Here is a 26131-nt window from a genome sequence, read left to right as displayed (position 1 = left end):
AAATATTATTTATTAGTTAACGATGTAATAACAGCCTGAAAATCGTCTGGAAGTGGAGCTTCCAAGTCAATCCTTTGGGCTGAGAAAGGATTGTCAAAAGCCAAATTGTGACAATGCAAGGCCTGACGTTGAATACCACATTCTAAACTGCCACCATACATATCATCCCCAAGCAAAGGAAATCCAATGTGGGAAAAATGGACACGAATCTGGTGTGTTCGACCAGTGTGCAACTGAATGTCTACCAAATGAATATCTCCCCATGATTGCACAACTCTATAAGAAGTGTGGGCATACTTGCCCTCCTTGGTCACAATTCGAGTAATGATGCTATCAGCCGGTCTGCCGATAGGAGCGATAATCTCCCCTTCTGCATCCAGCTTCCCCTCACCCTTGACCAGAGCATAGTAGCGTTTATGGATAAGTTTTGCCTGCAATTGCTTGTCCAATCTAGCATGGGCATAGCCGTGCTTGGCAAAGAGCATGACCCCAGACGTATCTCTATCCAGACGAGTCACTATGTGAACCTGCTTGTTTTCATAGTCCTGCTCGACCAAGTACCCCTTGATAAAGTTGGCAATGGTCGACGAATGAAGACTGCTAGGAATGGAGGCATAGCCAACTGGCTTATTGATAGCTAAAAAATGGTCATCCTCGTAGACAATATCCAGGGGAAAGGAAATAGGTTCCAAACTACCTGTCAAATCCGCTTCAGCTGGTATATCAATTGTAACTCTATCGCCAATATCAAGCAAGTAAGTAGCATTCTGTGGCTGGTCGTTAACCAAAATAGCACCACCAGTGTACTTGATTTTAGCCAGCAATCCCTTGGACACCCCGTGTTTCTTCAGGAAGGTCTTGATTTTGGTGTGCTGGTCGGCTATAAATTCAAACCGCATTACTCCACCTCGCCGATAAAGGCATCTTTGACCCGATTCCAAAAGCTAGTATGGCTGGGCGATGCGACAAAATGGATTTTACTATTGTCAATCTGGTATTCAATGCTCTTAATATTGTCGTAGACATAGGTCTTATTGTCCACTGCAATAGAATAGCGGTCATCATGCTGGGGCTCGATAACAATCTTGTCCTTTTTCGGTACTACGACTGATGACCCCAGCGTCCGGTAGACCCGATTGTTCAGACTGGCCACTTCTGCAATCTGCAGAGCCTCAATAGTCGGATGAAGGACAGCGCCCCCCAGCGACTTATTGTAGGCCGTTGAGCCAGTCGGTGTCGATACCGATATGCCATCCCCACGAAAACGCTCGAAGGGAACATGGTTGATGATAATATCAGCCACCATGGTCTTGGTCAGGCGCTTGATAGTCGCCTCATTGAGGGCGCGCGCCGTGATTACCCGGCCATCATTGAGTTTGACCTTGACATTAAGAATGGGATAGGAAACACGAGCTCCCCTGTCCAACTTCAAATTCTCTACTAGCTTGTCCACTTCAAAATCCCGATAATCCGTGTAAAAACCCAGATGCCCCGTATGAATACCGACAAAGCGGACCCTATCGATGAGTTTCTCATACTTATGAAAGGCCGACAGGAGCATGCCATCTCCACCAATAGAAATGACAATATCTGGATTCTTGGGTGTCAGGATAAAATTCGCCTCTTTGAGCTTGGTCCAAAGTTCCTTGGACACCGCCTCACTCTTGGGATTTCGGCTGGCGAGCAGAGCGATTTTTTTTCTATCTGTATTCTTCATCTGAATCATCACTATTTCCGACACCGTCATTCAACTTGCGGTGGGCAGGGTCAAAAAGAGCCTGAGCCTCCTGAATGTCGTTGCGGATTTTACGCATCTCCTCGTCTAGTTCGTAGGCAATCTTGGCTGTAATTTCCAGCCGTTTCTTGATTTCCTCAGGGAAATTTCCCTTATACTTGTAATTAAGCGAATGTTCAATAGTCGCCCAAAAGTTCATAGAAAGTGTTCGAATCTGGATTTCTGCTAGGACGGTCTTGCTGCCATTGATCGTATCCACCGGATACTCAACGACCACATGATAGGAACGATAGCCCGATGCTTTCATGTACTTGATATAGTCCCGCTCATGGACAATCTGCATGTCCTTGCGCTTGCGCAAAATAGCCAAGACCTCCTCAATGTCATCCACAAACTGGACCATGATCCTCAGACCGGCAATGTCCTGCATGTCCTGGGCCAGATTTTCCAGCTTGATATGCCGCAGAACCATCTTTTCCTGAATAGACTCGATAGGCTTGACCCGCCCCGTCACAAATTCAATGGGAGAATGGCGGTTAAACTTGCGGTACTGCTTTCGAATACCACGCAGCTTAATTTTCAACTCCCCGACAGTCTGAATATAGGGGTCTAAAAATTCTTCCCAATTAAACTCCATACGGCTCCTTTCTTGTCAAATCCTATAAATTGTATTAGAATAACACAAAGATTATTATACCATATGAAAGGGGTTTACAGTATGAAAAACCATCTGGAAATTGAGTACAAAACATTATTAACCAAATCTGAATATCTTCGACTGCTACCCGATTTCGCAGATATCCAGCCTGTCATGCAGACCAATCACTACATAGACACGCCGGATTTAGATATGAAAAGTAACCGATTTTCCCTCCGTATTCGGACCTTTGAGGACATGGCAGAGCTGACCCTAAAAATTCCCCAGGAGATTGGCAATCAGGAATACAATCAAGCTCTAGACATCGATACTGCACGACAATTGCTGACCAATTTTCAACTGCCAAAAGGACAGATTACTGACATCATTTCAGCCACCGATGTCCCTCTTGATAACCTAGCCGTCTGGGGTAGCTTGACCACCAAACGCTATGAAAAAGAGACCTCTATCGGTCTCATGGCCCTGGATGAAAATGACTATGCCGGCTTTCTTGATTATGAACTAGAGGTTGAAGTAGCCGATGCCGAAGAAGGCAAAATCCTCTTTGACGACTACCTAAAAAAACAATCCATCCAATTCAAATACGCCAGCAGCAAGGTCGCCCGCACCGCAGCCCAGATAAAATCAGCCCAATAAGGCTGATTTTTGACTTTACTACTGAAAATTGTCCGTTTTTTTGGTAAAATAAATCTATCTATGTTTCATTGCTTTTATGAAAAAGTAGGGTTATAAAAAGGAGTTAGTCAAAATGGTACAACCACTTGGTGAACATAACATTAAATTATTCTCGCTCAACAGTAACCGTGATATCGCTGAAAAAATTGCAGAATCAGCCGGTATTCCTCTTGGAAAAATGTCTTCACGTCAATTTTCTGACGGTGAAATCCAGATTAACATTGAGGAATCAGTCCGTGGTGTTGATGTCTATATCATCCAATCAACTAGCTACCCAGTCAACAATCACTTGTGGGAACTCTTGATTATGATTGACGCTTGTAAGCGTGCCTCTGCCAACACCATTACCGCTGTCATGCCGTATTTTGGCTACGCTCGTCAAGACCGCACAGCCTCTCCACGCGAACCAATCACTGCTAAACTAGTAGCAAATATGTTGGTAAAAGCCGGTGTCGACCGCGTTCTGACCCTGGACCTCCACGCATCACAGATTCAAGGTTTCTTTGATATTCCAGTGGATAATCTCCTGACAGAGCCACTCTTTGCGTCCTACTACATGGAAAAAGGCCTCTGCAACGACGATGTGGTCATCGTTAGTCCCAAAAATTCAGGAATCAAGCGCGCTCGTAACATCGCAGAATTTTTGAATGCACCGATTGCTATCATTGACTACGCCCAAGACGATTCGGAACGTGCCGAAGGCTATATCATCGGTGATGTTGCTGGGAAGAAAGCCATCCTGGTCGACGATATTCTAAATACAGGCCGCACTTTCTCTCAAGCATCTAAAATTGTTCAAGACGGTGGCGCAACTGAAATTTACGCCGTTGCCAGTCATGGACTTTTCGCTGGGACTGCTGCGGAACTCTTGGACAACTCTCCTATCAAGGAAATTTTGGTCACAGACTCTGTAGCCAGCAAGGAACAACATCCTAATAATATTGCTTTCATTACGGCTAGCGACTTGATTGCTGACGCTATCCACCGCATTCAAGAACACCAGCCATTGAGCCCACTTTTCAAATTTAACAGCCCACTTAAATAAAACTAGGAGTTACACTTGATTTATTTAGATAATGCAGCTACGACTGCCCTGTCACCGGCTGCCCTAGAACGGATGACGGAAGTCGCTGCAGACATCTATGGCAATCCGTCTAGCATCCACGGTGCTGGTCGCAAGGCTAATCAGGTTCTCAGACAGGCACGACAGGATATAGCTGATATCTTGTCGGTCCGTCCTGATAACTTAATCTTCACATCTGGAGGCTCTGAGGCCAATAATTTAGCCATTCAAGGCTATGCTCTGGCCCATCAAGACAAGGGCAAACACCTTATCACTACTGCCATTGAACACCATGCAGTCCTCCATACCATGCAGTATCTGGAGGAACGCTTTGGCTTTGAAGTGACCTATATCCAGCCAATCGACCAAATCATCACAGCCCAGCAGATCAAAGATGCACTTAGACCAGACACCATTCTGGTCAGCACCATGTTTGCCAATAATGAAACTGGCCAACTGCTCCCTATACAAGAAATTGGACAGTTACTAGCAGACCACCAGGCAGTTTTCCATGTTGATGCAGTACAGGTCATGGGAAAATTGCCTGTCCAGCCTGAAGAACTGGGGATTGATTTCCTATCTGCTGCTGCCCATAAATTTCATGGCCCAAAAGGTATTGGTTTCCTCTATTCAAGATTGCCTAAATTTGATGCACTCATACATGGCGGTAAGCAAGAAAATCAACATCGTGCAGGAACAGAAAACCTCCCTGCCATTGCAGCGATGGCCACAGCCCTCAAAGAGCAAACTGCTAAAAGGGACCAAGATTTTCAATACATCACTTCCCTAAAAGAACACCTCATCCACCACCTGGCCGACACCGACTACTACATCAATCAAACTGGCGACTACCTTCCTCATATCATCAATCTTGGCTTTCCTGGTCAACTCAATGAGCAGGTACTCATGCGCCTAGATCTAGCCGGAATCGCAGTTTCAAGTGGTTCTGCCTGCACAGCAGGTGTTGTACAAAACAGTCATGTCCTTGAGGCTATGTATGGAAAAGATTCTCCACGACTGAAAGAATCCATCCGCATCAGTTTCTCAGAAAGCAATACGACTGCTGATATTGATGCACTCATCACTGAATTACACAAGATAATAGGAGGATAAAATGGCATTTGAAAAAACTGTACGCTTAAAAGATTGTAAGTTTACCTATCATATCAGCTCGGGTATCAAAAAATACACCCTGCGTGACAATACCTTTGAGCAAACCAAGGCTGGTCACTATCAGCTGGAACGCCTACTAGAAGAAGTTCCCAATTCTGGGCAAGGTTTCCTCTTGAAAATTATCATCAACCAAGATTTGACTGGTTTCAAAATCAACATCACAGACAAGTCTGGTCTTCGTTTGATTAACATTTTTAAACCAGGCAGCAATCCAGTTATTCAGGAAAAATTCTACTTCCTCATGGATAGCCTGGTCGACCGAGATATATTTACAAAAGAGGCCTAAGATGATTGAAATCTACTACACTGATGCCTACAAACTAGAACGAGTTCAACAATTTGATAATCTGGATGAGGCTAAATTGGCCTTTGCAGGCTGTGTCACCCTACCAGATTATTACCCTGTTACCCGCATTCTCAAGGACGGACAAGCTCTTGACTTCCAAGGCACCGTCGGAGATCTCTATCGCTATTTTCAAACCCTATAGAAAGACCAAGTTGTTTGGTCTTTTTTTCAAATCAATCTGTTGATTTTTTCACAAACATAGACTAAAATATAAGAAAGAAGTGAACTAACAAACAAGCTGATAGTGATGTTATCGATTTTGCAATCCCTTGCAAAGTTTTGATACGATTTACAAAAGATTGTGAAATCTATTTGACCAGTAACCGGTGTCCTACAGCTAGAAGGAGAAAAGAGTGAAGAACATTAAAAACACTGACATCCCCCGGGCCACGGCCAAGCGACTTTCCTTATATTACCGCATTTTCAAGCGATTCCACGCTAGCAATATTGAAAAGGCTAGCTCAAAAGATATTGCAGAAGCTATCGGAATTGACTCTGCAACTGTCCGCCGTGATTTTTCTTATTTCGGTGAACTAGGTCGCCGTGGTTTTGGCTATGACGTCCAAAAATTGATGGAATTTTTTGCTGAAATTTTAAATGACAATTCCATCACCAACGTTATGCTCATAGGGGTTGGTAACATGGGACGTGCCCTACTCCACTATAAGTTCCACGAGCGAAACAAAATGAAGATTGTTATGGCTTTTGAAGCAGATGATAATCCAGCTGTGGGCACAGTTGATGAATCTATTCCAATCTATGCCATTTCTGAATTGAAGGAACGGATTGCCGAAGCTGATTCACAAACTGCCATCTTGACCGTCCCAAGTGTTAAAGCCCAGGAAGTAGCTGATGTGCTAGTTGAGTCCGGTGTCAAAGGAATCCTCAGCTTCTCACCAGTTAACCTCTCTGTACCAAAAGATGTGGTTGTCCAATATGTGGATTTGACCAGCGAACTGCAAACACTCCTGTATTTTATGAGAAAAGGCGAATAAGAGAGCAAAACAGGGTTAGTTTCGACTAGCCCTGTTTTTTGATACTAAAATAATTCACTCTCTTCCCTGAAAGAATAATAGTCCTTCTGCCCGACAATCAGATGATCCAAGAGAACCAGACCCAAAGTCTCACAAGAATTCTTCAAATTTTCAGTAAAGAGCAAATCGTTTTTACTCGGCTGTACAGAGCCTGACGGATGATTGTGAACGATGATAATCGAGGTCGCCATACACTTGACTGCATAGTGCAAAATCTCCCTGGGCTCTGCAATACTGCGATTGACACTGCCGATAAAGACTGTTTTTTGGTGGATGACCTGATTCTGAGTGTTGAGATAGATGGCGACCAGATGCTCCTGCTTCTGCTGTCCAATCTCCTGAATCATTTTACGCCCCAGTTTTTCACTACCCAAAATACGATCGTTGAGCAAAATCTCAGACTGATTGATGCGCTTACCAAGCTCAATCATGGCCTTTATCTCAATCGCCTTGACCCGACCAATCCCAGTCAAGCTCTGCAATTCCTCAATAGACAAATCCCTTAGAGCCGCCAGATTTTCCAGCTGATTGTGTAGATTGTTGGACAAGATAGAAACCGGCTCCTTTTTTGTACCCGTACGGATGAAAATAGCCAGGAGTTCCTGGTTACTCAGGCGTTCCGGCCCCAATTCTAACAAGCGTTCACGGGGCATCAGTGCTTCTTCCTTAAAATCAATTTGATACATAAAATCCTCCTCACCTATCTGTTCGTAAAAAAATTGAAAAAAGGATAGAAATTCTACCCTTTTGACAAATCAATTTATAGTTGAACCTGATTATATGTTTGTTCAAAGTATTTGAGTGTTTCACCATCAGCCTGGTCATAAGGAATCACTTCTTCTAAGTCGCCCTTAACAATGGTCCGCATGGTGGCAGCCAAGTCTTCACAGGTAACCAGCGTAATCTCATTTTGCCCTTCAACATCATCGATGACATAGACACTATCAGGCGTCACTGACTGAACACTTTTCACATTATAAACATAGACGTTTTCCTTGTCAGTCAAATAAATCTTCATCCCCTCTTTGGCATTTTCAAGAGGAGAAAAGAGAGTTTCACTGGCTCCAGCCATACCAAAAATATGGTGGCTGGCTAGCGAATAGTTGCCTTTACCCATTTCTTGCGTTTCTTTCATGGTGCCCGCTCCATACATGAGGGCAACGTTTGAAAGACCTTTAAAAATTGGCAAGTTAATCTTCAAATCTGGGATAGCAATCCCTCCAATAACTGGCAGCTGCTGCGCTTCCCACTGGGCCTTCATAACTGCTTCCGTAGAGATAGATTCTACTTGAGCAAAATCAAATGTAGTGTCCACCTCTTTATTGCTAGCAATTTCTTCCTTGGATACTTTGGTTACCTGATACTTATTACTGTTCCAGGCAATCATCATATTGCGGATAGATGTGTTGAAAATCAAGGCTAGCGAGATGAGCATTAGGAGACCCACTGCAAGATTTCTCAACCATGACCCCCGTCTTGCTTTCCTTTTCTTATCCTTTGTCATTACTTATCCTCTTCTTCCGTATTTTCTTCGCCTTCTGCGGCATCAACCAGTGCAAAGGTCATGATTTTCGCTTCCTGATCCAGTTTCATTACCTTGACACCCATAGTCGAACGACCTGTTTGCGAAATATTGGCAACGCTGGTCCGAATAATGACACCTGTATCTGTAATCACCATGATGTCCTCAGTACCTGACACCGTAATCAATCCAGCCAATGGACCATTCTTTTCTGCCACTTTCATGGTGATAATTCCCTTACCACCACGACCTTTTGTCGGATACTCACTCGCAGGCGTCCGTTTGCCAAAGCCCTTCTCGGATAGCACCAGAACTTCCTGGTCATCGGAAATCATGGTCGCTCCGACCACCTGGTCACCGTCTCGCAGGGTAATCCCTTTGACACCCGTTGCAATACGGCTCATACCGCGGACAGCTGTCTCCGTAAAGCGTACACTATAGCCAAACTTGGTTCCCATAATGACGTCTGCCTGACCATCTGTCAAGAAAACATTGATGAGTTCATCATCTTCTTTCAAATTCAGAGCCTTGAGACCATTTTGACGGATATTGCCAAATTCGGACACGCTGGTACGTTTGACAATCCCCTGACGAGTCGCAAAGAAGAGATAATGGCCATCTTCCTGCTCCTTGGTCACATTGATAATGGTCTGGATGGACTCATTTTCCTCCAGTTTGAGGAGATTGACCACTGGCAAGCCCTTGGCGGTCCGACCGTATTCAGGAATTTCGTAACCTTTCAGACGGTAAACACGGCCTTTGTTGGTAAAGAAGAGCAGACGGTCATGGGTGCTGGTTGACACCAGTTCACGGACAAAGTCGTCGTCCTTGACACCTGTCCCCTGAACACCGCGTCCACCACGTTTCTGAGCGTGGAATTCATCCTGGGCCAAACGCTTGATATAGCCCTGGTTTGACAAGGTAATCAAGACATCTGCCTCTTCAATCAAGTCCTCGTCTTCTAGTGACAAGACCTCACCGACCATCAATTCTGTCCGACGTTCATCCGCATACTTGCGCTTCACTTCGTCCAGCTCTTCCTTGATGATGAGAATCACACGCTCTGGCTTGGCCAAAATATCCGCCAAATCAGCAATCAAAGCTATCAATTCATCATATTCAGACTGAATCTTATCACGTTCCAATCCTGTCAGACGACGGAGACGCATATCCAGAATAGCCTGGCTCTGACGCTCTGAAAGATTGAATTTGGCCATCAATTCTGCTTGGGCAATAGCATCCGTTTCCGAATTGCGGATGATACGAATAACCTCGTCAATATGATCCAGCGCAATCAGCAAGCCTTCTAAAATATGGGCACGTGCCTCAGCCTTCTCCTTGTCAAACTGGGTCCGACGGGTTACTACTTCTTTTTGATGCTCGATATAGGATTCCAAAATCTGACGAACAGAAAGGATTTTCGGAACACCATTTTGAATAGCCAACATGTTGAAACTAAAGTTGGTTTGGAGCTGGGTCTGCTTGAAGAGATTGTTCAAAATCACGTTGGCAGAGGCATCACGACGCACCTCAATGACGAATCGAACACCCTCACGGTTGGACTCATCACGGACCGCGGTAATACCATCAATCCGTTTTTCCTGCACCAAGCGAACGATATGTTCTTGAACCTTGGATTTATTGACCATATAAGGAAATTCCGTTACGACAATCCGCTCACGGCCATTGCCATATTCTTCAATCTCCGTGCGCGAGCGCAGGGTAATCGATCCCTTACCAGTCTCGTAAGCACGGTGAATACCTGATTTACCCATAACCAGGGCTCCCGTTGGAAAGTCAGGCCCCGGTAAAACCTCCATAATTTCACGAGTGGTGACTTCTGGATTGTCCATAACCAGCTTGACCGCGTCAATGGTTTCACCCAGATTATGCGGCGGAATATTGGTCGCCATACCAACGGCGATACCTGTCGTCCCGTTGACCAAAAGGTTGGGGAATCGTGCTGGCAATACCTCTGGCTCACGCTCGCTGGAATCATAGTTGTCCGCGAAATTAACGGTATTTTTGTTAATATCGCGCAGCATTTCTAGCGCAATCTTGCTCATCCGAGCTTCAGTGTAACGCTGGGCAGCGGCACCGTCCCCGTCCATGGAACCAAAGTTCCCGTGACCATCAACCAGCATGTGACGATAGCTCCACCACTGGGCCATACGGACCATGGCCTCATAGATGGCAGCATCCCCATGCGGATGGTATTTACCCATAACATCACCCGTGATACGGGCAGATTTCTTATGGGGCTTGTCAGGAGTGATTCCCAATTCATTCATTCCATACAAAATACGGCGATGAACCGGCTTAAGACCGTCACGCACATCTGGCAGTGCACGAGAAACAATGACACTCATCGCATAGTCAATGAATGAGCTTTTCATTTCGTTGGTCAGATTCACCGTCACTAAGTTTTTATCTTGCATTCTATGCCTCATTTCAACTGCATTCTTACTACTATTATACCATATTCTGGGGCTCTTTTCTGACTTGGGAATTGCTATGTAAACATTTTCAAGTCCCTATTTCCAAGTGACAAACCACAGGAAAAGTGCTAGAATGGAATGTGGTCAGGGGACAACATGCCCCCTAAATAAAACTAAGGAGATGTTTAGAAGATGACTGCAACTAAACAACACAAAAAAGTGATCCTTGTCGGTGATGGTGCCGTAGGTTCAGCTTATGCTTATGCCCTTGTCAACCAAGGTATTGGTCAAGAATTGGGTATCATTGATATCAATAAGGACCGTACACAAGGTGACGCGGAAGATTTGAGCCACGCTTTGGCCTTCACTTCACCAAAGAAAATTTATTCTGCTGAGTACTCTGATGCTCACGATGCTGACCTTGTTGTCTTGACAGCAGGTTTGCCACAAAAACCAGGTGAAACTCGCCTTGAATTGGTAGAGAAAAACCTCCGTATCAACCAACAAATCGTTTCTGAAATCGTTAAGTCTGGTTTCGACGGTATCTTCCTCGTCGCTGCTAACCCAGTTGATATCTTGACTTACTCAACTTGGAAATTCTCAGGCTTCCCTAAAGAGCGCGTTATCGGTTCAGGTACTTCACTTGACTCAGCTCGTTTCCGTCAAGCATTGGCTGATAAGATTGGTATCGACGCTCGTTCCGTCCACGCCTACATCATGGGTGAGCACGGTGACTCTGAGTTCGCTGTGTGGTCACACGCTAACGTTGCTGGTGTGAAATTGTACGACTGGTTGCAAGACAACCGCGATATCGATGAGCAAGGTCTTGTTGACTTGTTTGTATCCGTTCGTGATGCTGCTTACTCAATCATCAATAAAAAAGGTGCTACTTACTACGGTATCGGTGTTGCCCTTGCCCGTATCACTAAAGCAATCTTTGATGATGAAAATGCTGTACTTCCATTGTCAGTTTACCAAGCTGGTCAATACGAAGGTGTTGAAGATGTCTTCATCGGTCAACCAGCTATCATCGGCGCACATGGTATCGTTCGTCCAGTAAACATCCCATTGAACGAAGCTGAATTGCAAAAAATGCAAGCTTCTGCAAAACAGTTGAAAGATATCATGGACGACGCATTTGCTAACCCTGAAATCGCAGCTGCAATCAAAAACTAAGATAAAAAAGATGAGTTGATTTAGCTCATCTTTTATTTATCTCGCACATCATAGCGGAGCATGGCGATGCCATCTGTCACAGTTGATTCGACCAAAGTCAATGTCTGCTCTTCTGCTAAAAAATCAAAGAGACGAATGCCATTTCCTAAAATAGTTGGTATAATCCCGATAATAAAATGATCAATCAATCTTTCCTTAAGACAAATTTGAACGAGTTGAGCGCCACCAAACAACCAGATATCTGAACCATCTTCTCCTTTCAACTTTTTGATTACATCAACAATATTTGAAACAAAGCGGACATTGTCATAGCTGGGCTGTTGATGGCGACTAGCAATGATAAACTCCTTCTCCTCATATCCGGCAATCATTTCCAGAGGACAATCTTCTAGTGATTTTCTGCCCATAATAACCGTATCACACGATTTGAAAAAAGCTTCATTATCAAACTGCAGGCTCGTATCATAGTCAGTTGTTCTATGCCCTTGTATCCAATCGTAAGAACCATCCGTTCTGGCGATGTAGCCGTCTAAACTCATGGCAATATTTAATACTAACCGACGCATAAATCTCCTTTCAAAAGGCAGAACCCTCAACAAATACTGAGGGTTCTTTGTATAGCTATTTTGATTTGATATAGTTGATACCATCGGCTTTTGGTGCCACAGCTTTACCAAAGAAGGCAGATAGGGCAATAACGGTAATCAAGTAAGGTGCAATTTGTAGGTAAACGGTCGGAATATCTTTCAAGCCTGGCAACTGGCTACCGATAACCGCCAAACTTTGTGACAAACCAAAGAAGAGACTGGCTAACATAGCACCAAGCGGATTCCATTTACCAAAGATAACAGCGGCCAGGGCAATGAAACCTGAACCAACGATGGTTGTCGCTGAAAAATTGATGTTTACCGATTGAGCACTTACTGCTCCTCCAACACCGCCAAGGAAACCGGCAATCAATACACCCGCGTAACGCATAGCATAAACGTTAATCCCCAGTGTATCAGCCGCTTGTGGGTGCTCACCAACTGAACGGAGACGCAAACCGAATTTCGTTTTATACAGGACAAACCAAGATAGGAAGGCTGTTGCAATCGCGACATAGCCCATCAAACTGGTGTTCTTGAAGAGGAGGTCCCCCAAGACCGGAATATCTGCCAACACTGGGAAAGAGAATTTACCAAATGATTGACGAATACTATCTGTCTGACCTTTATTGTAAATAACCTTAACCAGGAAGACACCGAGAGCTGGTGCTAAGAGGTTGAGTACCGTACCTGACACGACGTGGTCCGCGCGGAAGTTAATGGTCGCCATGGCATGGATTGCTGCAAAGATAACTCCAGCCAAACCACCAACAATCACTGCTAATAGTGGGGTAGCTTTACCAAAGGTCTCAGCAAATTCAATATTGAAGACAACTCCAGCAAAGGCACCAATAACCATGATCCCTTCCAGACCGACGTTGACAATACCACCACGCTCAGAGAACACACCACCTAGACTGGTGAAAATCAATGGCGCTGAATAAATCAGCATTTGCGAAATGAGTAGCGTTAAAATAGTCAAGTTCATCTTATTTTACCCCTTTCGCTTTCTTTTTTGAGTTGAGTAACTGCTCAAAGATAAATTTCACACCGATGAAGAAGATAATAGACGCTGTTACAACGTTGATCAATTCTGGTGGAATCTGAGCACGAACCATACCTGGAGCACCTACAGATAGGGCACCGAAGAGGAAGGCCGCAAATGGAATACCAAGCGGTGAGTTAGTTGCTAGAAGAGCAACAGACATACCGTTGAAACCAATATCCAGGTTACCACTTTGAATATAGACATTCTGGAAGGTACCCAAACCTTGGATAGCTCCACCCAGGCCAGCAAGTGCACCTGAAATAATCATAGACAAGATGATAGTCCGTTTTGCCGACATACCTGCATAATCAGACGCTGTCGGGTTGATACCAACCGAACGGATTTCAAAACCAAGTGTCGTCTTGGTCAAGAGGAACCAGATAACAATAACAGCGATAATGGCAAAGAAGATACCGATATTCATACGCGAATTGTCTGTCAAAGCCCGCAACCACTCTGTTTGATAGGAAGCATTGGCCGAAACGTTGATAGACGAGTCCGTATTTTTCATCAAATCATCTGAGAAAATATCACGGATAATGTAGTTCCCAGAATAGAGTAAGATGTAGTTCATCATGATGGTCACGATGACCTCACTGGTTCCCAGATAGGCACGGAGAACACCAGGAATAGCTCCAGCAATACCACCAGCTAACATAGCAATGATTACCGTTGCCAAAATCAAGACTGGACGAGGTAAATCTGGATTAGCCAAGGCAAACCAGCCTGCAAAAATCCAGCCTACATAAGCTTGACCTGACAAACCGACGTTGAAGAAACCAGCACGACTCGCCACCGCAAAACCAAGGGCAGTGAAAATCAGCGGTGCCATAGCACGGAAAATTTCACCGACAGACTTGATAGTACCGAAGGCTGAGTAGAACAATTCCTCATAGCCCCAGATTGGGTCATAGCCAAAAATCAACATGACAATTGATCCCAATACAAGACCGCTCACAACAGCAAGTAAAGGAAGGATCAGATTTTGATATTTCTTAAGCATGTTCTTCTCCTTTCTCAATGTGACCACCTGCCATCAACACACCGAGCTCTTGCTTGTTGGTCTTAGCAGGGTCAACGATACCATGGATGACACCATCATGGATAACTGCAATACGGTCTGAAACATCCAAGATTTCATCCAATTCAAAGCTGACAACCAAAACAGCTTTCCCTTTATCACGCTCGGCAATGAGACGCTTACGGATGTATTCAATGGCACCAACGTCCAAACCACGGGTCGGTTGGCTAACAATCAAGAGATCGGGATTACGGTCCACTTCACGAGCGATAATAGCTTTCTGCTGGTTACCACCAGAAAGTGCCTTGGCAGGAACCAATTCACTGGCACCGCGAACATCGAATTCTTGCATCAATTGACGGGCTTTTTCATTGATAACGTTGTAGTTCAAAATACCATTCTTAGAAACGGGTTCTTTGTAGTAGGTCTGTAGAGAAATATTTTCGGCTACCGTCATTGGAAGGACCAAACCATCGCGGTGACGGTCTTCTGGTACGTGGCTGACCTGCATCTCTGTAATCTTACGAGGGGTCTTACCAACCACTTCTTCACCCTTAATCTTGATAGAACCAGATTTGACCTTACGGAGACCTGTAATGGCCTGAATGAGCTCACTCTGACCATTTCCATCGATACCTGCGATACCGACGACTTCGCCAGCACGGACTTCCAAATTCAAGCCCTTAACAGCTGGAATTCCACGGTTCTCATTAACAACCAGATCCTTAATAGACAAAATGACTTCTTTTGGATTGGCAGGAATTTTCTCTGTTTTAAAGGAAACAGAACGGCCTACCATCCACTCAGCCAAGTCTTGGTTGGTTGCATCCCCGACAGGAACTGTCTCGATTGATTTACCACGACGGATAACCGTTACCGTATCAGCAACCGCACGAATCTCATCCAGCTTATGGGTAATCAAGATGATGGATTTGCCTTCAGAAACCAGGGTCTTCATAATCTTCAAGAGCTCTGCAATTTCCGCGGGAGTCAAAACAGCCGTAGGTTCGTCGAAAATGAGCAAGTCAGCTCCGCGATAGAGAGTTTTCAAGATTTCAACACGCTGTTGAGCACCGACCGAAATATCCGCAACCTTGGCAGTTGGGTCAACTTCCAAACCATATTTCTGGGAAAGCTCTTTAATCTCAACAATAGCCTTCTTGAGGTCAATCACACCGCCCTTGGTTGTCTCACTACCGAGGATAATATTTTCCGCAACTGTAAAGGCATCCACCAACATAAAGTGCTGGTGAACCATCCCGATACCCAAGTGGGCTGCCCTAGAAGGTGAATCAATGTTAACTGGTTGACCATTGATAACAATTTCACCGCTAGTCGGTTCCAAGAGACCAGCCAGCATGTTCATCAATGTTGATTTACCGGCACCATTTTCACCGAGCAGGGCATGGATTTCACCACGTCTGACATTCAAATTGATGTGGTCATTCGCAACAAACTCACCAAAAATTTTGGTGATTTCACGCATCTCAATGACATAATCCTTAGTCATAATCTATTTCCTTTCTGACTACAATCGCTAAACGAAAAATCGTTTTCACATAACTATTGTACCATTTTTGTCAGTAAAACCTACCACCATTTGATAGGCTTTACTGAGAAAAATCTCAGCTCCGAAAAGGGCGACCGATAGGCCGCCACTTCGGAAAACTAATGTTATTCAGCTTATTTTTCTGGTGTTTCTGGAACTTCAACTTTACCATCCAAGATTGCTTGTTTAGCGTCTGCGACAGCTTTAGAAGCATCTTCAGAAAGGTTTGTTTCAGCCAATTCTACACCTTTGTCAGCAAGTGAGAATTGAACAACTGTACCACCAGGGAATTCACCTTTAACTGCTTTTTCAGTGATGTCTTTAACTGAAGTACCAACTTCTTTGATGGTTGATGCCAATACGAAGTTAGATTCTTTACCGTCTTTAGAAGTGTAAACACCTTCAGCAGATTGGTCACGGTCAACACCGATTACCCAAACTTTATCTGCTTCATCACGAGTTTCGTTTTCAGCTTTAGCAGCAGCAAATACACCATTACCAGTACCACCAGATGCGTGGAAGATAATGTCTGCACCTGCAGCGTATTGAGCAGCAGCGATTGTTTGACCTTTTGCAGCATCACCGAATGAACCTGCATAATCGATTGTGATTTTGATGTCTGGGTTTACAGACTTAGCACCAGCTACGAAACCAGCTTCAAAGCGGTCGATAACGACACCTTCCATACCACCGATGAAACCAACGTGGTTTGTTTTAGTAGATTTAGCAGCTGCAACACCTGCCAAGTAAGAAGCTTGGTGGTCTGCAAATCCAACGCTGACTACGTTCTCTTGATCTGGAACAACTGAGTCAACGATTACAAAGTGAGTTTCTGGGTTATTTGGAGCCGCTTCAGCAATCGCAGTTTCCAAGGCGAAACCAATACCGAATACAAGGTTGTAACCACCAGCAACAGCTGAGTCAAGGTTTGTTACGTAGTCTGATTCACTTTGTGATTGAATATAGTCATAGCCGCTACCTTTTGACAAACCATTTTCGTCACCCCAAGCAGTCAAACCTTCCCAAGCTGACTGGTTAAATGAACGGTCATCAACACCACCGATGTCTGTTACGATCATTGGCTTAACTGATACTTCTGATGAGTCTGTTGATGCTGCTTCTTTGTTTGCAGTACGGCTTCCACAGGCAGCCAATGTAAGAGCTGCAACAGTAGCTAGACCAAATCCGACAAGTTTCTTGTTCATTTCTGAACCCTCCTAAAAAATTCTTTTTGCAACTTTCGTTGCGGCGATAATACTACAGTCTAACGACTGTCTTACAGACTAGTTTAGGTCTGTAAAAGAATATGGAAGTAATTCCCCGACTGTCATCTCGACTGTCGATAGATCTTTGGCAACAAGTGTCACCTTTAAATCCTTATCAAAAAATTCAGCCATGACCTGGCGACAAGCACCGCATGGTGAAACTGGTTTCTCTGTCTGACCATAAACAATCAGCTCAGAAAAATCCAAGACGCCCTCTGAAACAGCTTTGAAAATAGCTGTTCGTTCGCCACAGTTTGTCAAGCCAAAGCTGGCGTTTTCAATGTTAACACCCGTAAAGACTTGCCCATCCTTAGCAACCAAGACAGCTCCAATTGGAAAATGAGAATAGGGAACGTAGGCTTTCTTACTCACTTCCTCAGATAATTTTATCAACTCAGTAGTCACCATCTGCTACAGCTCCGTTCATAATCGCTACACCTGAAGATGCACCAATACGGGTTGCACCAGCTTCGATAAAGGCAAGGGCATCCTCATAGGTACGCGCACCACCAGATGCTTTGACACCCATATCTGGTCCTACTGTTTGGCGCATCAAGGCAACATCAACCACTGTCGCACCACCTGTAGAAAATCCAGTAGAAGTCTTAACAAAATCAGCACCGGCCTCTTGAGACAATTGACAAGCCTTCACCTTTTCCTCATCGGTCAAAAGACAGGTTTCGATGATGACTTTAACCAATTTATCGCCACTGGCTTCCACAACCGCCTGTATATCTTCCAATACTAGGTCATAGTTCTGAGATTTGAGGGCACCAATATTGATGACCATATCAATCTCGTCTGCACCATTTGCAATCGCATCCTTGGTCTCAAAAGCCTTGACAGCTGGCGTGTTAGCTCCCAGAGGAAAACCAATCACTGTACAAACCTTGACCTCCGTTCCAGCTAACCTCTTTGCAGCGTAGGCAACCCAAGTTGGATTAACACAGACGCTAGCAAAGTCGTATTCTTTTGCCTCTTCGATAATCTTTGCAACCTGTTGCTCAGTTGATTCCGGTTTCAAAATGGTATGGTCGATATATTTATTTAATTTCATAAGTTTTCTCCGTACATTAAGAAATGATTTCAATGATTTCCTTCGTATTTACACTTGCATCATCTATTTTAACATTTTTTTGGAAATTTGTAAGCATATTTTCCGAAATATTTTCATTTGCATAGATGGTTGCAATCGGCTGACCTTTTTCGACTGCATCCCCCACTTTTTTGTGGAAAACAATACCAGTCTCATAGTCCAGTTCATCTGTTTTTACCGCTCGACCTGCTCCTAGTTTCATGGCAAATAGACCAAATTCTAGAGCTGGTAAACCAACAATATAGCCATCTCGCTCTGCCAATACGTCCACCTTGTGGGAAACATTTGCCGGACGGTAGAGGTCTTCTAAATCGCCTCCTTGAGCCTGAACCATTTCCTCAAATTTCTTAAGGGCAGCTCCATTTTCAATATGCTGACGAACTTCCGCAACCGTCTTTTCAACATCAGCAAGTCCCAACATGATTTGAGCCAATTCACAGATAAACTCTGTCACGTCTTCCCTACCCTTGCCTTGTAAAATTTCCAAGGCCTCAAGGATTTCCAGGCGATTACCAATGCTGGTTCCCACCGGCTGAGACATATTTGTCAAAACTGCAATAGTCTTACGTCCGACAGCCTTACCAAGGTCCACCATGGTCTGAGCCAGCACACGCGCCTCTTCTACTGTCTTCATGAAAGCACCTTCGCCCACCGTGACATCAAGGAGAATGGCATCTGAACCAGCCGCAATCTTCTTAGACATAACCGAGCTTGCAATCAGGGGAATAATGTCCACCGTCGCTGTCACATCGCGCAGAGCATAGAGCAACTTATCAGCCTTGACCAAATTATCTGATTGGCCAATAACCGCAACTCCCGTCTCCTGAACCTGCTTGATAAAGTCTTCCTGAGTCACCTCAATCTGATACCCTTTAATGGACTCCAATTTGTCCAGAGTGCCACCTGTGTGACCCAAACCGCGTCCGCTCATCTTGGCAACTGGCACTTCAAAACTAGCTACCAAAGGAGCTAGAATCAAGGTTACCTTGTCACCCACACCACCAGTCGAGTGCTTGTCTACCTTGATACCAGGAATAGCAGATAAGTCAATCTGGTCACCTGATGCCACCATATTCATAGTTAAATCAGAAATCTCTCGCGTTGACATGCCTTTAAAGTAAATGGCCATCGCCAGGGCTGACATTTGGTAGTCAGGCACTGTTCCAGCCACGTAGCCCTCAATCAACCATTTAATTTCCTCAGAAGACAATTCCAAACCATCTCGTTTTTTCTGAATTAAATCAACTGCTCTCATTCTTTCACACTTTCGAGGATATAGTATCCTTTGTCTTTTTTGATAATCTCACAATTGCCATAGGTTTCTTCCATTATTGCTTTGGCACTTGGTGCTCCCTGCTTTTTCTGGATGACAATTGTCAGTCGTCCACCTGATTTCAAGTGCTCTTTTGCTCCTGTGATAACCTGGTGAACTACAGCTTTTCCTGCTCGAATCGGTGGATTAGAAATAACAGCATCAAACTGTCCTTGAACTGCTTGATAAAGATCCGATTGAAAGATTGTTGCTTGGACTCCATTTTTTTCTGCGTTCCATTTTGCCAATTCAATCGCACGGTTATTGATATCCACCATTGTGACTTCCAGTTGGTAGACCTTTGCCAAACTAATCCCCAATGGTCCGTAGCCACATCCTACATCCAATAATCTTGCCTCATCTTCGATAGAAAGAGCGTTTAAAAGCACTTGACTTCCATAATCAACCATTTTCTTACTAAAGACACCTGCATCAGTTCGGAAACTGAAATTCTGTCCCAGTAGACGGACTTGGAGTTCATGAATATCATGTGCTAAATCTGGATTATTTTCGAAATACATTGTAGACATACTTACATTATACCATAGTATTAAAACGTTTTCAATTTGTTTTACTTAATTTACATTCTATGTTAGAATGAATGGTAAAATGATAGAGGTATACTGATCTGAATCAATTGAGTTTTTCTAACTCTTACCATCTCACAACAACAAGGATAACAAAATGAAACATGAATTTTTAAATTTTGAAGAAATCGATCGCTCCACCTGGCAGCAACTTCACCGTAAAACCACCATCCCCTTGACTCAGAGTGAACTCAATTCCATCAAAAGTTTCAATGATAAGATCCAACTTCATGAGGTATCAGACGTCTACCTCCCCTTGGTCAACCTCATTCACATCTATCGCAAGGCCAGAAAAGATTTAACCTTTACAAAGAGTCTCTTCCTCCAGAAATCCATCAAGTCTCAACCATTTATCATCGGTATTTCCGGAAGTGTTGCTGTTGGTAAATCCACTACCAGTCGCTTGCTCCAGATTTTGATTGCCCGCACTTTCAAGCATTCAACTGTAGAACTGGTTACCACCGACGGTTTTCTTTACCCCAATGCTACCCTAGAGGAAATGAATCTATTGGACAAAAAAGGCTTTCCTGAGTCTTATGATATGGAAAAACTGATTGGATTCTTAGACAATATCAAAAATGGCATCAATTGTGAAATTCCTGTCTATTCTCACGAAACCTACGATATTGTCCCTGATAAAAGTCAAAAAATTCAGGTCCCTGATTTTCTAATTGTCGAGGGAATCAATGTCTTCCAGAACCCTCAAAACCAGCGACTCTATGTCAGCGATTATTTTGATGTGTCTATCTATGTGGATGCCGAGGTGGAGAATATCGAAACCTGGTACTTAGAACGCTTCCAAAAATTGCTGAAACTTGCAAAAAATGACTCTAGCAACTACTACCATCGCTACACCCGGCTATCCTATCCAGAAATCATCGCAGTCGCTCAAAATACTTGGAAAAATATCAACCTTGCCAACCTCGAAAAATACATCGAGCCGACGCGCAATCGGGCGGATATTATCTTGCACAAGGCTGAAAACCATGAAATTGATAAAATTTATCTAAAAAAATAAATAACACTTGTCAAAACCAGTCTTTTCAGATATAATGGTATGGTTAGTACAAGAAAGGGTGGAGGTGAAACCATTGGCAAACATTAAGTCAGCTATCAAACGCGCTGAATTGAACGTTAAACAAAACGCTAAAAACTCAGCACAAAAATCAGCTATGCGTACTGCAATCAAAGCATTTGAAGCTAACCCATCTGAAGAGCTTTACCGCGCTGCTAGCTCAGCAATCGATAAGGCAGAAACTAAAGGTTTGATTCACAAAAACAAAGCAAGCCGCGACAAAGCACGTCTTGCAGCAAAACTTGCGTAATAAAATCGAAGTCGTCAAGACTTCTTTTTTTATTTTAAAAATAGGACTGGCGCTGCCAATCCTATCTCGGTATCTTGATTTCAAAAATAGTTCCTGTTGGCTGGTTATCACGAATTGAAATTTCCCCCTTCAAGGAATCACTAATCTGTTTAGCCAAGGACAAGCCGAGTCCAAAACCACCTTTTTGTCGCGTTCTAGCCTTATCTACCCGATAAAAACGATCGAAGACCTTGGTCTTATCATCCTGACTAATTCCTATTCCATTGTCCGCAACTGTAAAGTACACAAATTTATCCTTTACTCTTGCCTGAATGCTAATTTGTCCATCATCTCCTGTATATTTCAAGGCATTATCAAAAATAATGGTCAGGAGTTGTTTTAGCAGGGCCTTATCTGTCCGAATAGGCTGCTTAATATGATTCGTAACAAGTAAATCCTTGCCACTCTCTTCAGCGATAATGTTAAAATTGTCAAAGATTTCCTCGAGATATTGTGGATCCAAATCATCCATCACAATCTGGAAACCATCATCTCGCCGAGCCAGATTCAGCAAATTACTGGTTAAAATCCGCATGTTCCGCACTTCAGCAAGACTGGAGGCAATGCTTTCACTGGATTCAATGATGGTCGCATTGGGATGACGGAAGAGCCCCTCTAGGCGATTCTGTAGGACAGTCAGTGGTGTCCTGAGCTCATGACTAGCATTCTCCACAAAATCCTTCTGCTTTTGATAGCTTAACAAAATTGGCCGCATACTGAGTTGAGCTAAATAAAGACTGGCAAACAGCGAAATAAACCAGAAGGAGACCATGACAATTGCCACTGTTCGCTCATAGGTCTGAATAGACATTTTAATCTGACTGACATTGACACAGATAGTCGCGTATTTCAAGTCTAGCGACGAATATTTTTCCGTTACCTCACTCGGCAACTCCAGGGTGGTATAACGGAAATCATCATCACCAAATGGCCCTTCGACGCTGACTTCCTTTACATTTTTCAAACTTTCCTTATCAAAAGCCAATTCAGACAAACCACTGAAGACATCAGAATTGACTAGCTCACCCGCAGAATTATACAAGAGTACGTGGAAATTGGTTCCCAAACGAATGGGCTCACCGGGACCACCATCAGTATCATCTGGGAGAGTATTTGCACTCGCATTACCTTGATTGCTCTCGTGCTGAAGAATAATTTCCGAATCTGGATTCAGCATCCTAGCTGCCGCAAAATTCAAAACCAAGTCAGGATGTTGCTTGATTTTGTCAAACTGGATATCTGTACTACGATACATGGTAGACCGCATCAGTTGAAAAATAATGGCCGTCATGGATATGAAAATCAGCGTAAATACGGCAAAATAGCGGATAAAGTAGGAAAAATTGTCCGACTTGGTGAGCTTGCTCATCTTATTGATCATTTTTCAAAATATACCCTACACTTCTCAAGGTCTGTAAGCGGTCTGCGAAAACCGTTCCCTTTAATTTCTTTCGGACTTTTGAAACATAGACCTCTACTACTGAGATGGTCGTATCGCTGTCAAAGCCCCAAATACGGTCAAAAATTTGAGTTTTAGGAAGAATAACGTTCTGGTTTTGCAAGAAATAAACCAGTAAATCAAATTCTTTTCCTAGTAACTCAATTTCACTGCCGTCCACATAGGTCATATTGGTAGACAAATCAACAGTCACATTGCCAAATTCTAGCTGATTATCATTGAATTTACCAGCTCGCTTCAAAAGCGCCTGAATACGCATCTTCAACTCCTCTAGATAAAATGGCTTGGTCAGGTAATCATCCGCCCCCAATTCAAAACCGTGGCCCTTATCATCCAAGCTTTCTTTAGCCGTCGTAATCAGGACCGGAGTAGAAATTCCTTTTTCGCGGATTTCTTTTAAGACCTGAAATCCATCCTTCTCTGGCAACATCAGATCCAAGAGAATCAGATCATAGACACCTGATTCTGCCTCATAGAGGCCCTCATCGCCATCAAAAACCTGCATAACATCAGCAAAATCATCTAGAAAGTCGAACACCGAATTAGATAGGCTTAAATCGTCTTCAACAAGCAATATTTTAATCATATCTGTCTCCTTTTTTACTCATTATAACATCTTCACATTCATATTTCTATTTAGAAAAAGCCAAACCAGCAACAATTCCTACTATTAAATGCAGCAGGTGCACGAATAGATGTTAGAACCTGTAGTCACAAGTGCGATGCATTTCGATATGGGATAGTTTCTTGCTAATCAAGGCCGCTTGAGATGGAATACTGACTGTATTTCGAGAAAAACTAGAACCTATAGTCGCAAAGGGGAAGTTTTCAGATTTGCTCTGATTTTTGTAGCAATCTAGGCAGAAAACTATCCTTAGCTCAGGTTCTGAGCTGTGAAGGCAGGTTCTTATACTCCTAGCTTGACCTCTCTAGTATAAGCGATGTAACTTAAAAGAAACTAAAACACAAAAAGACTTCCAAAAGGAAGCCTCCTGATAATTACTTACCAAGTTTTGCTTTTGCAGCGTCTGCAAGAGCTGTGAAACCTGCTGCATCGTTTACTGCGATATCTGCAAGCATTTTACGGTTCACTTCGATCTCAGCCAATTTCAAACCGTGCATCAATTGTGAGTATGATAAACCGTTCATACGAGCTGCCGCATTGATACGAGTGATCCACAATTTACGGAAATCACGTTTTTTCTGACGGCGGTCACGGTATGCATAGTAGTAAGAGTTCATTACTTGTTCTTTCGCAGTGCGGAACAAGAGGTGCTTAGCACCGTAGTAACCTTTAGCTAATTTTAAAATACGTTTACGGCGTTTACGAGAAACAACGCCACCTTTAACACGTGCCATTTAATTTTCCTCCAAATAATTCAAATAGTAATTATGCAATACTGATGCTATATTAGCGCATTTGTGTAAGCATTGACTTGATACGCTTAAAGTCACCAGCATGTACCATACCTGCTTTACGAAGGTGACGACGTTGTTTTTTAGTTTTACCGTGGAAACGGTGTGAAGTATAAGCGCGGAAGCGTTTCAATCCACCAGAACCTGTACGTTTAAAACGTTTAGCTGATGCGCGGTGAGTTTTTTGTTTTGGCATTTTAATTCTCCTTTTAGCGTAAAAAGCTTATTTTTTATCTGAAGCTGGGGCCAACTGCATAAACATTTGACGACCGTCCATCTTAGCGCGTTGTTCGATAATGGCAATATCTTGGGTTGCTTCGGCGAACTCAGCTAATACTTTCGCGCCAACATCTTTGTGGGTAATCATACGACCCTTGAAACGGATCGAAACCTTGACCTTATTTCCTTTTTCAAGGAATTTACGGGCATTACGAAGTTTCGTCTCGAAATCCCCTTTGTCAATAACTGGACTTAGACGCACTTCTTTGACAGTGACAACACTTTGTTTCTTGCGTTGTTCTTTCTGTTTCTTCTGATACTCAAATTTGAACTTACCGTAGTCCATAATTTTAGCAACTGGCGGTTTAGCTTGCGGTTGAATCAATACTAAATCCACATTTGCCTGATCAGCGATGGCCTGAGCCTCATTGAGCGGTTTGATTCCCAACTGTTCACCCTCAAGACCGATAAGACGAACTTCACGCACTCGAATTTCATCATTGATGAACAAATCTTGCTTTGCTATGGCTTTTCACCTCATTTTATTTTTTTCGAGAAAAACGAAACGGACTTGCTACACAAGTCCGCACTACACCATTATTCTTTCCGAAGAAATCTTAATCCGTAGGGCCAGACAACGTTAGTCGCAAGGCGAGAAGCTCTCACTTCTGCTTTTCTCAATACGACCATTCTATCATGTCCTACACTACTTGTCAAGGATTTCTTTCGCTTTTTCTGAAATAAATTGCACAACACCTTCAATAGAAACACCAGTTGTATCAAAGGTAATGGCATCTTCTGCTGCTTTGAGTGGTGAAACTGCTCGTGTACTATCTTTCAAGTCACGGGCCGCAATCTCCTCTTTCAAGGTTTCCAAATCCGTCTCAATGCCACGCGCCTTATTTTCCTTAAAACGGCGAAGGGCACGCTCTTCAACAGAGGCAATAAGGAAAATTTTCAACTCTGCCTGAGGCAAAACAACTGTGCCAATATCACGACCATCCATGACAATGCCACCTGCCTGGGCAATTTCTTGCTGGAGTTCGACCAATCTTTCACGAATAGGAGCCAATGCTGCCACCCAAGAAACATTGTTGGTCACGTCGTTATCACGAATGGCTAGACTGACATCCCGTTGACCGAGGAACACCAGTTGCTGGCCGTCTTCCGAACGGCCGAATGAAATCGGATACTGAGCCAAGAGAGCTAAAATATCGTCAACCATATCAGCTGTTAGTTTATTTTCCAGAGCTAACAGTGTAACGGCACGATACATAGCACCAGTGTCCAAATAGGTATAGCCAAAATTTTTCGCAATAATTTTTGCCACAGTCGACTTTCCGCTCGAAGCAGGTCCGTCGATGGCGATTTGAATTGATTTCATAAAT

30 protein-coding genes and 1 other annotated feature are annotated in these 26131 nt (G+C 43.6%); of the genes, 9 read left to right on the top strand and 21 right to left on the bottom strand.

Going from position 1 to position 26131, the window contains the following annotated elements:
- Positions 1 to 5 precede the first annotated feature (5 nt).
- Genes ACVC7T_RS08475 through ACVC7T_RS08465 form a run of 3 tightly spaced genes read right to left on the bottom strand, consistent with a single transcriptional unit; the run spans position 6 to position 2372 of the window.
- A complete protein-coding gene (locus tag ACVC7T_RS08475; RefSeq protein ID WP_447262780.1) occupies positions 6 to 899 on the bottom strand; it encodes an RluA family pseudouridine synthase in 894 nt (297 codons plus the stop codon).
- Complete coding sequence (locus ACVC7T_RS08470; RefSeq protein WP_105110661.1) at positions 899 to 1717, bottom strand: NAD kinase; 819 nt, start codon at positions 1715 to 1717, stop codon at positions 899 to 901. The genes ACVC7T_RS08475 and ACVC7T_RS08470 overlap by 1 nt, the downstream gene beginning before the upstream one ends.
- Complete coding sequence (locus ACVC7T_RS08465) at positions 1701 to 2372, bottom strand: GTP pyrophosphokinase (protein ID WP_105161140.1); 672 nt, start codon at positions 2370 to 2372, stop codon at positions 1701 to 1703. The genes ACVC7T_RS08470 and ACVC7T_RS08465 overlap by 17 nt, the downstream gene beginning before the upstream one ends.
- An 81-nt stretch (positions 2373 to 2453) precedes the next feature.
- Between ACVC7T_RS08465 and ACVC7T_RS08460 the strand changes: the two genes are divergently transcribed.
- From ACVC7T_RS08460 to ACVC7T_RS08435, 6 genes are all read left to right on the top strand, one after another.
- Positions 2454 to 3029: a CYTH domain-containing protein gene (locus ACVC7T_RS08460; RefSeq protein WP_447262779.1), complete on the top strand. Its 576-nt coding sequence runs from the start codon at positions 2454 to 2456 to the stop codon at positions 3027 to 3029.
- A 112-nt stretch (positions 3030 to 3141) separates the two neighbouring features.
- Complete coding sequence (locus ACVC7T_RS08455) at positions 3142 to 4113, top strand: ribose-phosphate diphosphokinase (protein WP_105110634.1); 972 nt, start codon at positions 3142 to 3144, stop codon at positions 4111 to 4113.
- Positions 4114 to 4128: 15 nt separating this feature from the next.
- Entirely contained in the window at positions 4129 to 5244 is a 1116-nt protein-coding gene (locus ACVC7T_RS08450; protein ID WP_394731507.1) for a cysteine desulfurase family protein, read from the top strand.
- 1 nt (position 5245) lies between these two features.
- Positions 5246 to 5590: a DUF1831 domain-containing protein gene (locus ACVC7T_RS08445; protein ID WP_394731508.1), complete on the top strand. Its 345-nt coding sequence runs from the start codon at positions 5246 to 5248 to the stop codon at positions 5588 to 5590.
- Position 5591: 1 nt separating this feature from the next.
- A complete protein-coding gene (locus ACVC7T_RS08440; RefSeq protein WP_105110631.1) occupies positions 5592 to 5792 on the top strand; it encodes a DUF4649 family protein in 201 nt (66 codons plus the stop codon).
- Between the two features lie 211 nt (positions 5793 to 6003).
- Entirely contained in the window at positions 6004 to 6645 is a 642-nt protein-coding gene (locus ACVC7T_RS08435) for a redox-sensing transcriptional repressor Rex (protein WP_105161138.1), read from the top strand.
- Positions 6646 to 6689: 44 nt separating this feature from the next.
- On the opposite strand, the gene radC is transcribed toward ACVC7T_RS08435, so the two are convergent.
- The 3 genes from radC to gyrA form a co-directional block, all read right to left on the bottom strand.
- Positions 6690 to 7370, bottom strand: coding sequence for a RadC family protein (gene radC / locus ACVC7T_RS08430; RefSeq protein ID WP_105161137.1), 681 nt, complete (start codon positions 7368 to 7370; stop codon positions 6690 to 6692).
- A gap of 74 nt (positions 7371 to 7444) precedes the next feature.
- Entirely contained in the window at positions 7445 to 8188 is a 744-nt protein-coding gene (locus ACVC7T_RS08425) for a class A sortase (RefSeq protein ID WP_105110895.1), read from the bottom strand.
- Positions 8188 to 10644 (bottom strand): DNA gyrase subunit A, encoded by a 2457-nt coding sequence (gene gyrA / locus ACVC7T_RS08420; protein WP_105161136.1) that lies wholly within the window; start codon positions 10642 to 10644, stop codon positions 8188 to 8190. The genes ACVC7T_RS08425 and gyrA overlap by 1 nt, the downstream gene beginning before the upstream one ends.
- A gap of 192 nt (positions 10645 to 10836) precedes the next feature.
- Between gyrA and ACVC7T_RS08415 the strand changes: the two genes are divergently transcribed.
- On the top strand, positions 10837 to 11820 hold the full coding sequence (locus tag ACVC7T_RS08415) for an L-lactate dehydrogenase (protein WP_105110897.1): 984 nt from the start codon (positions 10837 to 10839) through the stop codon (positions 11818 to 11820).
- A gap of 32 nt (positions 11821 to 11852) precedes the next feature.
- Here the strand turns inward: ACVC7T_RS08415 and ACVC7T_RS08410 are convergent, their stop codons facing one another.
- From ACVC7T_RS08410 to ACVC7T_RS08370, 9 genes are all read right to left on the bottom strand, one after another.
- Positions 11853 to 12386, bottom strand: a complete 534-nt coding sequence (locus ACVC7T_RS08410; protein WP_394718056.1) for a dihydrofolate reductase family protein — start codon at positions 12384 to 12386, stop codon at positions 11853 to 11855.
- A 55-nt stretch (positions 12387 to 12441) separates the two neighbouring features.
- Positions 12442 to 13395, bottom strand: a complete 954-nt coding sequence (locus tag ACVC7T_RS08405; RefSeq protein ID WP_447262778.1) for an ABC transporter permease — start codon at positions 13393 to 13395, stop codon at positions 12442 to 12444.
- A gap of 1 nt (position 13396) precedes the next feature.
- A complete protein-coding gene (locus tag ACVC7T_RS08400; protein ID WP_105110900.1) occupies positions 13397 to 14458 on the bottom strand; it encodes an ABC transporter permease in 1062 nt (353 codons plus the stop codon).
- Positions 14451 to 15986, bottom strand: coding sequence for an ABC transporter ATP-binding protein (locus ACVC7T_RS08395; protein WP_105110901.1), 1536 nt, complete (start codon positions 15984 to 15986; stop codon positions 14451 to 14453). The genes ACVC7T_RS08400 and ACVC7T_RS08395 overlap by 8 nt, the downstream gene beginning before the upstream one ends.
- A 173-nt stretch (positions 15987 to 16159) precedes the next feature.
- Positions 16160 to 17230, bottom strand: coding sequence for a BMP family lipoprotein (locus tag ACVC7T_RS08390; protein WP_105110902.1), 1071 nt, complete (start codon positions 17228 to 17230; stop codon positions 16160 to 16162).
- A gap of 78 nt (positions 17231 to 17308) precedes the next feature.
- The gene (locus tag ACVC7T_RS08385) at positions 17309 to 17698 is read right to left on the bottom strand and encodes a cytidine deaminase (protein ID WP_105110903.1); all 390 of its coding nucleotides are present in this window, start codon (positions 17696 to 17698) and stop codon (positions 17309 to 17311) included.
- Positions 17685 to 18347, bottom strand: coding sequence for a deoxyribose-phosphate aldolase (deoC, locus tag ACVC7T_RS08380; RefSeq protein WP_394718062.1), 663 nt, complete (start codon positions 18345 to 18347; stop codon positions 17685 to 17687). The genes ACVC7T_RS08385 and deoC overlap by 14 nt, the downstream gene beginning before the upstream one ends.
- 16 nt (positions 18348 to 18363) lie before the next feature.
- Positions 18364 to 19641 (bottom strand): pyrimidine-nucleoside phosphorylase, encoded by a 1278-nt coding sequence (locus tag ACVC7T_RS08375; protein ID WP_447262777.1) that lies wholly within the window; start codon positions 19639 to 19641, stop codon positions 18364 to 18366.
- On the bottom strand, positions 19638 to 20228 hold the full coding sequence (locus ACVC7T_RS08370; protein WP_105110906.1) for a class I SAM-dependent methyltransferase: 591 nt from the start codon (positions 20226 to 20228) through the stop codon (positions 19638 to 19640). The genes ACVC7T_RS08375 and ACVC7T_RS08370 overlap by 4 nt, the downstream gene beginning before the upstream one ends.
- A 154-nt stretch (positions 20229 to 20382) precedes the next feature.
- On the opposite strand from ACVC7T_RS08370, the gene coaA reads away from it, so the two are divergent.
- Together coaA and rpsT are read left to right on the top strand one after the other, a co-directional pair.
- The gene (gene coaA / locus ACVC7T_RS08365; protein ID WP_105122582.1) at positions 20383 to 21303 is read left to right on the top strand and encodes a type I pantothenate kinase; all 921 of its coding nucleotides are present in this window, start codon (positions 20383 to 20385) and stop codon (positions 21301 to 21303) included.
- Positions 21304 to 21361: 58 nt separating this feature from the next.
- A complete protein-coding gene (rpsT, locus tag ACVC7T_RS08360) occupies positions 21362 to 21610 on the top strand; it encodes a 30S ribosomal protein S20 (RefSeq protein WP_170239180.1) in 249 nt (82 codons plus the stop codon).
- Positions 21611 to 21671: 61 nt separating this feature from the next.
- Here the strand turns inward: rpsT and ACVC7T_RS08355 are convergent, their stop codons facing one another.
- The 6 genes from ACVC7T_RS08355 to cmk all read right to left on the bottom strand — a co-directional run bounded on the left by ACVC7T_RS08355 (position 21672) and on the right by cmk (position 26127).
- The gene (locus tag ACVC7T_RS08355) at positions 21672 to 23030 is read right to left on the bottom strand and encodes a sensor histidine kinase (protein WP_447262776.1); all 1359 of its coding nucleotides are present in this window, start codon (positions 23028 to 23030) and stop codon (positions 21672 to 21674) included.
- The gene (locus ACVC7T_RS08350; RefSeq protein WP_105122580.1) at positions 23020 to 23694 is read right to left on the bottom strand and encodes a response regulator transcription factor; all 675 of its coding nucleotides are present in this window, start codon (positions 23692 to 23694) and stop codon (positions 23020 to 23022) included. The genes ACVC7T_RS08355 and ACVC7T_RS08350 overlap by 11 nt, the downstream gene beginning before the upstream one ends.
- Positions 23695 to 24107: 413 nt before the next feature.
- Positions 24108 to 24467 carry a 50S ribosomal protein L20 gene (rplT, locus tag ACVC7T_RS08345; protein WP_105110910.1) on the bottom strand — a complete coding sequence of 120 codons (360 nt, stop codon included), beginning with the start codon at positions 24465 to 24467 and terminating at the stop codon, positions 24108 to 24110.
- A gap of 52 nt (positions 24468 to 24519) precedes the next feature.
- Positions 24520 to 24720, bottom strand: coding sequence for a 50S ribosomal protein L35 (gene rpmI / locus ACVC7T_RS08340; RefSeq protein WP_024375714.1), 201 nt, complete (start codon positions 24718 to 24720; stop codon positions 24520 to 24522).
- 27 nt (positions 24721 to 24747) lie between these two features.
- A complete protein-coding gene (infC, locus tag ACVC7T_RS08335; RefSeq protein ID WP_105161128.1) occupies positions 24748 to 25254 on the bottom strand; it encodes a translation initiation factor IF-3 in 507 nt (168 codons plus the stop codon).
- A 40-nt stretch (positions 25255 to 25294) separates the two neighbouring features.
- Positions 25295 to 25423, bottom strand: a sequence feature (ribosomal protein L20 leader region).
- Positions 25424 to 25449: 26 nt separating this feature from the next.
- Entirely contained in the window at positions 25450 to 26127 is a 678-nt protein-coding gene (cmk, locus tag ACVC7T_RS08330; RefSeq protein ID WP_105161127.1) for a (d)CMP kinase, read from the bottom strand.
- Positions 26128 to 26131: the final 4 nt, after the last annotated feature.

It is taken from the genome of Streptococcus sp. P25B114 (genome assembly GCF_053010325.1).
The sequence above is the reverse complement of the archived record's forward strand: the minus strand, read 5'-3'. Positions and strand labels throughout refer to the sequence as shown.

What these genes read in the sequence shown, in the direction of transcription:
- ACVC7T_RS08475 (WP_447262780.1), bottom strand. Translation starts at nt 899, where the DNA reads ATGCGGTTTGAATTTATAGCCGACCAGCACACCAAAATCAAGACCTTC.
- ACVC7T_RS08470 (WP_105110661.1), bottom strand. Translation starts at nt 1,717, where the DNA reads ATGAAGAATACAGATAGAAAAAAAATCGCTCTGCTCGCCAGCCGAAAT.
- ACVC7T_RS08465 (WP_105161140.1), bottom strand. Translation starts at nt 2,372, where the DNA reads ATGGAGTTTAATTGGGAAGAATTTTTAGACCCCTATATTCAGACTGTC.
- ACVC7T_RS08460 (WP_447262779.1), top strand. Translation starts at nt 2,454, where the DNA reads ATGAAAAACCATCTGGAAATTGAGTACAAAACATTATTAACCAAATCT.
- ACVC7T_RS08455 (WP_105110634.1), top strand. Translation starts at nt 3,142, where the DNA reads ATGGTACAACCACTTGGTGAACATAACATTAAATTATTCTCGCTCAAC.
- ACVC7T_RS08445 (WP_394731508.1), top strand. Translation starts at nt 5,246, where the DNA reads ATGGCATTTGAAAAAACTGTACGCTTAAAAGATTGTAAGTTTACCTAT.
- ACVC7T_RS08440 (WP_105110631.1), top strand. Translation starts at nt 5,592, where the DNA reads ATGATTGAAATCTACTACACTGATGCCTACAAACTAGAACGAGTTCAA.
- radC (WP_105161137.1), bottom strand. Translation starts at nt 7,370, where the DNA reads ATGTATCAAATTGATTTTAAGGAAGAAGCACTGATGCCCCGTGAACGC.
- ACVC7T_RS08425 (WP_105110895.1), bottom strand. Translation starts at nt 8,188, where the DNA reads ATGACAAAGGATAAGAAAAGGAAAGCAAGACGGGGGTCATGGTTGAGA.
- gyrA (WP_105161136.1), bottom strand. Translation starts at nt 10,644, where the DNA reads ATGCAAGATAAAAACTTAGTGACGGTGAATCTGACCAACGAAATGAAA.
- ACVC7T_RS08415 (WP_105110897.1), top strand. Translation starts at nt 10,837, where the DNA reads ATGACTGCAACTAAACAACACAAAAAAGTGATCCTTGTCGGTGATGGT.
- ACVC7T_RS08410 (WP_394718056.1), bottom strand. Translation starts at nt 12,386, where the DNA reads ATGCGTCGGTTAGTATTAAATATTGCCATGAGTTTAGACGGCTACATC.
- ACVC7T_RS08405 (WP_447262778.1), bottom strand. Translation starts at nt 13,395, where the DNA reads ATGAACTTGACTATTTTAACGCTACTCATTTCGCAAATGCTGATTTAT.
- ACVC7T_RS08400 (WP_105110900.1), bottom strand. Translation starts at nt 14,458, where the DNA reads ATGCTTAAGAAATATCAAAATCTGATCCTTCCTTTACTTGCTGTTGTG.
- ACVC7T_RS08395 (WP_105110901.1), bottom strand. Translation starts at nt 15,986, where the DNA reads ATGACTAAGGATTATGTCATTGAGATGCGTGAAATCACCAAAATTTTT.
- ACVC7T_RS08390 (WP_105110902.1), bottom strand. Translation starts at nt 17,230, where the DNA reads ATGAACAAGAAACTTGTCGGATTTGGTCTAGCTACTGTTGCAGCTCTT.
- ACVC7T_RS08385 (WP_105110903.1), bottom strand. Translation starts at nt 17,698, where the DNA reads ATGGTGACTACTGAGTTGATAAAATTATCTGAGGAAGTGAGTAAGAAA.
- deoC (WP_394718062.1), bottom strand. Translation starts at nt 18,347, where the DNA reads ATGAAATTAAATAAATATATCGACCATACCATTTTGAAACCGGAATCA.
- ACVC7T_RS08375 (WP_447262777.1), bottom strand. Translation starts at nt 19,641, where the DNA reads ATGAGAGCAGTTGATTTAATTCAGAAAAAACGAGATGGTTTGGAATTG.
- ACVC7T_RS08370 (WP_105110906.1), bottom strand. Translation starts at nt 20,228, where the DNA reads ATGTCTACAATGTATTTCGAAAATAATCCAGATTTAGCACATGATATT.
- coaA (WP_105122582.1), top strand. Translation starts at nt 20,383, where the DNA reads ATGAAACATGAATTTTTAAATTTTGAAGAAATCGATCGCTCCACCTGG.
- ACVC7T_RS08355 (WP_447262776.1), bottom strand. Translation starts at nt 23,030, where the DNA reads ATGATCAATAAGATGAGCAAGCTCACCAAGTCGGACAATTTTTCCTAC.
- ACVC7T_RS08350 (WP_105122580.1), bottom strand. Translation starts at nt 23,694, where the DNA reads ATGATTAAAATATTGCTTGTTGAAGACGATTTAAGCCTATCTAATTCG.
- rplT (WP_105110910.1), bottom strand. Translation starts at nt 24,467, where the DNA reads ATGGCACGTGTTAAAGGTGGCGTTGTTTCTCGTAAACGCCGTAAACGT.
- rpmI (WP_024375714.1), bottom strand. Translation starts at nt 24,720, where the DNA reads ATGCCAAAACAAAAAACTCACCGCGCATCAGCTAAACGTTTTAAACGT.
- cmk (WP_105161127.1), bottom strand. Translation starts at nt 26,127, where the DNA reads ATGAAATCAATTCAAATCGCCATCGACGGACCTGCTTCGAGCGGAAAG.